This window comes from Cupriavidus sp. 01L46 (genome assembly GCF_056399905.1).
The window spans coordinates 1-5,268 of sequence record NZ_JBFTSF010000383.1; the positions used below are offsets into that span (position 1 = coordinate 1).

At 70.6% G+C, this 5,268-nt stretch carries 1 protein-coding gene; it reads right to left on the minus strand.

The window, feature by feature from the left end; all coding sequences use genetic code 11:
- On the minus strand, nucleotides 1–5,268 hold a 5,268-nt coding region (locus AC1DS3_RS34855; protein ID WP_477128975.1), incomplete at both ends, for an amino acid adenylation domain-containing protein.

Consider the following 5,268-nt stretch of genomic DNA (forward strand, 5'->3'; position numbering starts at 1 on the left):
CGTGACGATGATGTCGAGCGAGCGGGACAGGGCGATGCCCACACGATCCTCGGCGCCGATGCCGCGTGCATGAAGCACGGCGGCCAGACGATCGGCACGCGCCAGCAGTTCGCCATAACGCAGCGTCTGCTCGCCACAGGTCAYGGCAACAGCCTGCGGCTGCGCCAGCGCGTGGCGGGCGATCTGCGCGTGGACCGGCATGCAGGCATCGGCGGGCACCTCACCCTGGCCTAGCGCAAGCAGCGCCGCCTGTTCATCCGGCCCCAGCAGGCTCAGCGACCCCACGGTCTGCGCGGGCGACGTCCCCATCGCGCCGAGCAGCGCCATCATCTGCGCGCAGATGGCGGCCACCTGCTCGGCGTCGAACGCGCGCCGCATATAGGTGAAGCTCAGCCGCAGCGTCTGGCGCAGGCTGACTTCGACGTCCATCTCGTACTCGGTCAGGCCGGTACTGCCCTGGGTCTCGAAGCGCAGGCCGCTGCGCCCGGCCGACGCCAGCGCGTCTTCCAGCGGGAAGTTCTCGAACACGAGGATGCTGTCGAACAGGCGCTGGCCGGCCTGGCCGCCCCAGCGCTGAATGTCCGACAGCGGCGTGTGCGCGTGTTCCCGCGCCGACAGGTTGAACGCCTGCCATTCCCGCAGCCAGTCGCCCAGATCCTGCGCGGCACGCGGCTCGGCCAGCACGGGCAGCGTGTTGATGAACAGTCCCAGCATCTGCTGGGCGCCGGGCACCTCGGCAGGGCGGCCGGCCACGGTGGCGCCAAACGCCACGCGCCGCTGGCCCGTGTAGCGCTGCAACAGCAGCAGCCACGCCGCCTGCACCACGGTATTCATCGTGACCTTCTGCGCGCGGGCGTATGCCGCCAGCCGCTCGGTCTGCGCGGCGCTGCAGGCGTGCTGCAGCAGGCCATATCCGCTGCCGGAGGCCGGTGCGGCCAGTGTCTCCGCCAGCCGCGTCGGCGTGTCGAATCCCGCCAGCGATCCGCTCCAGAACGCCTGTGCCGCCTGCGCGTCGCGCGCCTGCAGCCAGTCGATGTAGTCCGCAAAACGGCCTTCCGGTGCCGCTACCGCTTCGCCGGCATAGCGCTGGAGCACCTCGCCCAGCAATTGCGACGTGCTCCAGCCGTCGACCAGCAGATGGTGGACGGTCCACACCAGGTGATGGCGCGCTGCCGCCGTGCGTACCAGCGTCAGGCGCATCAGCGGCGGACGTTCCAGATCGAAGCCGTGTGCCAGATCGGCGGCCGCCAGTTCGTCGAGCGCGGCGCCCAGCGATGCCGGCGCACGCAGCGACCAGTCCTCCTCGGCGTACGGCAGCACCACGTCGCGCGCCACCCACTGCAAAGGCTGCTCGCCGCGCTGGAGGAAGCCGGTCCGCAGCGTGTCGTGGCTGCGCAGCGCGTCCCGCCAGGCCGCTGCAAAGCGCCCGGCGTCCAACCCGTCGATGTCGACGCGCAACTGGTTGATATAGGCGCCGCCGCCAGCATCCGAGCGGGCGAGGCTGTGATACAGCATGCCTGCCTGCATCGGCGACAGCGGATAGACGTCCTGCACCGCGTCGACGTCCAGCCCCAGCGCGTCGAGTTGCGCCGGCGACAGCCGTGCCGGCGCGAGATCCCCAGCACGCGACGGCTCGCGCACCGGCGCCGACGGTGCGGACGCGGCATCGAGCGCCGTCACCACGGCCGCCACCTCCGCCAGCGTCTGCCGCTCGAACAACTGCTTGGGCGTCAGCTGCCAGCCCTGCGTGCGCAGCCGCGCGACGATCTGCAGGCTCAGGATCGAATCGCCACCGAGTTCGAAGAAGTTATCGCCGCGGCCCACGCGTGCCACCTTCAGCACGGCGGCCCAGATCTCGGCCAGCGTCGTTTCGATGMCCGGCTGCGGCGCCTCGTATTCGGCGGTACCCGCGAAGTCGGGCGAGGGCAGTGCGCGGCGATCGAGCTTGCCATTCGGCGTGACCGGCATCCGCTCCAGCACCACGAAGGCGCTCGGCACCATGTAGTCGGGCAATGCCTGCGCAAGCCACTGGCGCAGGCCGTCGATATCGCAGCCCGCCTCGTCGGCCGGCACCACGTACGCCACCAGCCGGGCCGGGCCGTCCTGGGTCAGCGCGATGACGACGGCGTCCCGCACGGCGTCGTGCGCCAGCAGCCRCGCCTCGATCTCGCCCAGTTCGATCCGCAGGCCGCGAATCTTGACCTGATGGTCCAGGCGGCCGAGATATTCGATATGCCCATCGGCATGGCGCCGTGCGAGGTCGCCGGTGCGATAGAGGCGCTCGCCGTGTGTGCCGTGCGGGTCGGCGACGAAGCGCTCGGCCGTCAGCGCCGCGCGCCCCAGATAGCCGCGCGCCAGGCAGGCACCGCCGAGATAGAGCTCGCCAGCCACGCCGGCGGGTACCGGCTGCAGCGCGGCGTCCAGCACATGGGCGCTGACGTTGGCGATGGGATGCMCGATCGGCACCGAATGCCCGCCGTCGTCGCGGCAGGTCCAGTGCGTGACATCGATGGCTGCCTCGGTCGGCCCGTACAGGTTGTGCACGGCCGCCCACGGCAGCAGGTGCATCGTGCGTCGCGCCAGATCGGCAGGCAGGGCCTCGCCGCTGCACACCACATGGCGCACGCTCTTGCACGATGCCGCCAGCGCGCCATCGGTCCCGTCGCCGACAAACGCCTGCAGCATCGCGGGCACGAAGTGCAGCGTGGTGATGCGGTGGCGGGCAATCAACGCCGCGATGCGCTGCGGATCGCGATGATCGCCCGCCGCGGCCAGCGCCAGCCGCGCGCCCGTCATCAGGGGCCAGAAGAACTCCCAGACGGACACGTCGAAGCTGAACGGCGTCTTCTGCAGCACGGTATCGCTGGCGTCCAGCCGGTACTGCGCCTGCATCCACCACAGCCGGTTATGCAGCGCGCCATGCCGGTTGCCGGCGCCCTTGGGCCGTCCGGTCGAGCCGGACGTGTAGATCACGTAGGCGAGATGCTCGGCCGACAGCAACGGCGCGGGGTTGCCCGAATCGTCGCCGGCGTACAGCGCCGGATCGGTCAGATCGATGGAGGCGACCACGCCGCTCGACGCCGGCATGGCCTCTGGCCGTTGCACCAGGATCACCGCTACCGCGCTGTCGTCGATCATGTAGGCCAGCCGGTCCGCCGGGTAGTCCGGATCGAACGGCACGTAGGCGCCGCCGGCCTTCAGGATCGCCAGCAGCGCCACCACCATTTCCACCGAGCGTTCGGCCAGCACGCCCACGGGCACGTCCGGCCCCACGCCACGCGCGATCAGGCGATGGGCCAGCGCGTTGGCGCGCCGGTTCAGTTCGGCATAGGTCAGCGTGGCGTCGCCAAAGACGAGGGCCACCGCATCGGGCCGCGCGGCCGCCCGGGCCTCGAACAGCCTGTGAACGGGCTCGGCCGCCGGGTATGGCACGGGTGCGGTGCCGGCGGCCAGCGCCGCCGTGCGCTCTGCGGGTGCCAGCAGCCCGATGGTTGCCAGCGGTGCCGCGCCGTCGGCGGCCATCTGCCGCAATACGGCGAACAGCGTGTCCACCAATTGCCGCRCCTGCGCGTCGGCCAGCAGCGTGCGGTCGAAGCGGCAGGTCAGGTGCAGCGTATCGGTCTGGGCAATGAGCAGCGTCAGCGGGTAGTTCGTCTCGGCCAGATTGCGGACGTTGGCAAACGACAGCCCGCCCGGCGTGCGGCGCAGCGCGGCGTCGACCGGGTAGTTCTCGAACACGACGAGGGAATCGAACAGGGCCTGCCCACCACGGCCCGCCCAGCGCTGCACGTCGTAGAGCGGCGTGTGCTCGTGTTCGCGCAACGCCAGGTTCAGCGTCTGCACCGTGTGCAGCCAGTCGCCGACGGCCTGTTCCGGCTGCGGCGTGGCAATCACGGGCAGCGTATTGATGAACAACCCAAGCATCTGCTGCGCGGCCGGCAGATCGGCGGGGCGGCCGGACACCGTCGCGCCGAACGCCACGGCGGGCTGGCGCGTGCAGCGTTGCAGCACCAGCAGCCACGCGGCCTGCACCAGCGTATTGAGCGTGACCTTCTGCGCGCGGGCAAAGCTGGCCAGCGCCGCCGTTTCGCCCGCATCGAGCGCATGGAGTTGCTCGCCTTGCCCATGGCGGCCCGCTTCGGCCGCGTCCGGGGCGCGCAGCGCCGCCAGCAGGCGCGTCGGCTCGTCGAGTGCCTTCAGCTGATCGCGCCAGAACGATTCGCTGGCGTCGGCATCGCGCGATTGCAGCCAGCCGATGTAGTCGGCAAAACGGCCCGCCACGCCGGGCAATGCTTCACCGGCGTAGTGGCGCAGTACCTCGCCCAGCAACTGCGCGGTGCTCCAGCCGTCCAGCAGCAGATGGTGGACGGTCCAGACCAGATGATGGCGATCGGGCCCCGTGCGCAGCAGCGCCACACGCATCAGCGGCGGCTGCCTGAGATCGAATCCCTGGGCACGCTGGCTGGCCGCGAAAGCGTCGATATCGCTTGCGTCCCGGCCAGCCCAGTCTTCCACGATCATCGGCAGGGCCACGTCCCGGGCCACCCACTGGAGTGGCGACGCCTCCCGATGGAGGAAGCCGCAGTGCAGGCTGTCGTGGCGCGCCAGCACCGCTTGCCACGCCGCGACGAAGCGACTGGGGTCGATGCCGTCGACGTCGACGCGCAACTGGTTCGTATACGCGCTGCCTTCCGGGGCAAATACGCTGTGGAACAGCATGCCCGTCTGCATCGGGGACAACGGGTAGAGGTCCTGCACACGGGCAGGATCGAGAAGCAGGCTGTCGAGTTCGGGCTGCGACAGCCGCACCAGCGGGAAATCCGACGGCGTGAGCCCGGTGGCGCCCAACGTGCAATGCGCGACCACCGCCTCCAGCTCCCCGCGCAAGGCCGCCGCCAGCGCTTCGATCGTTGCCGCGCGGTAGCGCGTGCCGGCATAGGCCAACGACAGCTTCAGCCGCCCGTCGAAAACCTGCCCGCTGATCGACAAGGCATGGGAAAGCGGCGTCGCGGCGTCCTGGTTAGCGCCCGTGCCTTCGGCCGCGGGCCGCCACGCGGCGCCTTCGGCAAAGCTTGCATCGAACTGGCCCAGGTAGTTGAACACCACCTCGGGCTTGGGCACCGCCGCCAGCGCCGACTGCTGGGCCGGCGTGCCCCAGCGGCGCAGCAGGCCGAAGCCGATGCCTTCGCCGGGCACCGCGCGCAGTTGCTCCTTGACCGTGCGGATGGCCGTGCCGATCTCGCCGCTGCCGTCGAGCGCCACCGGGAA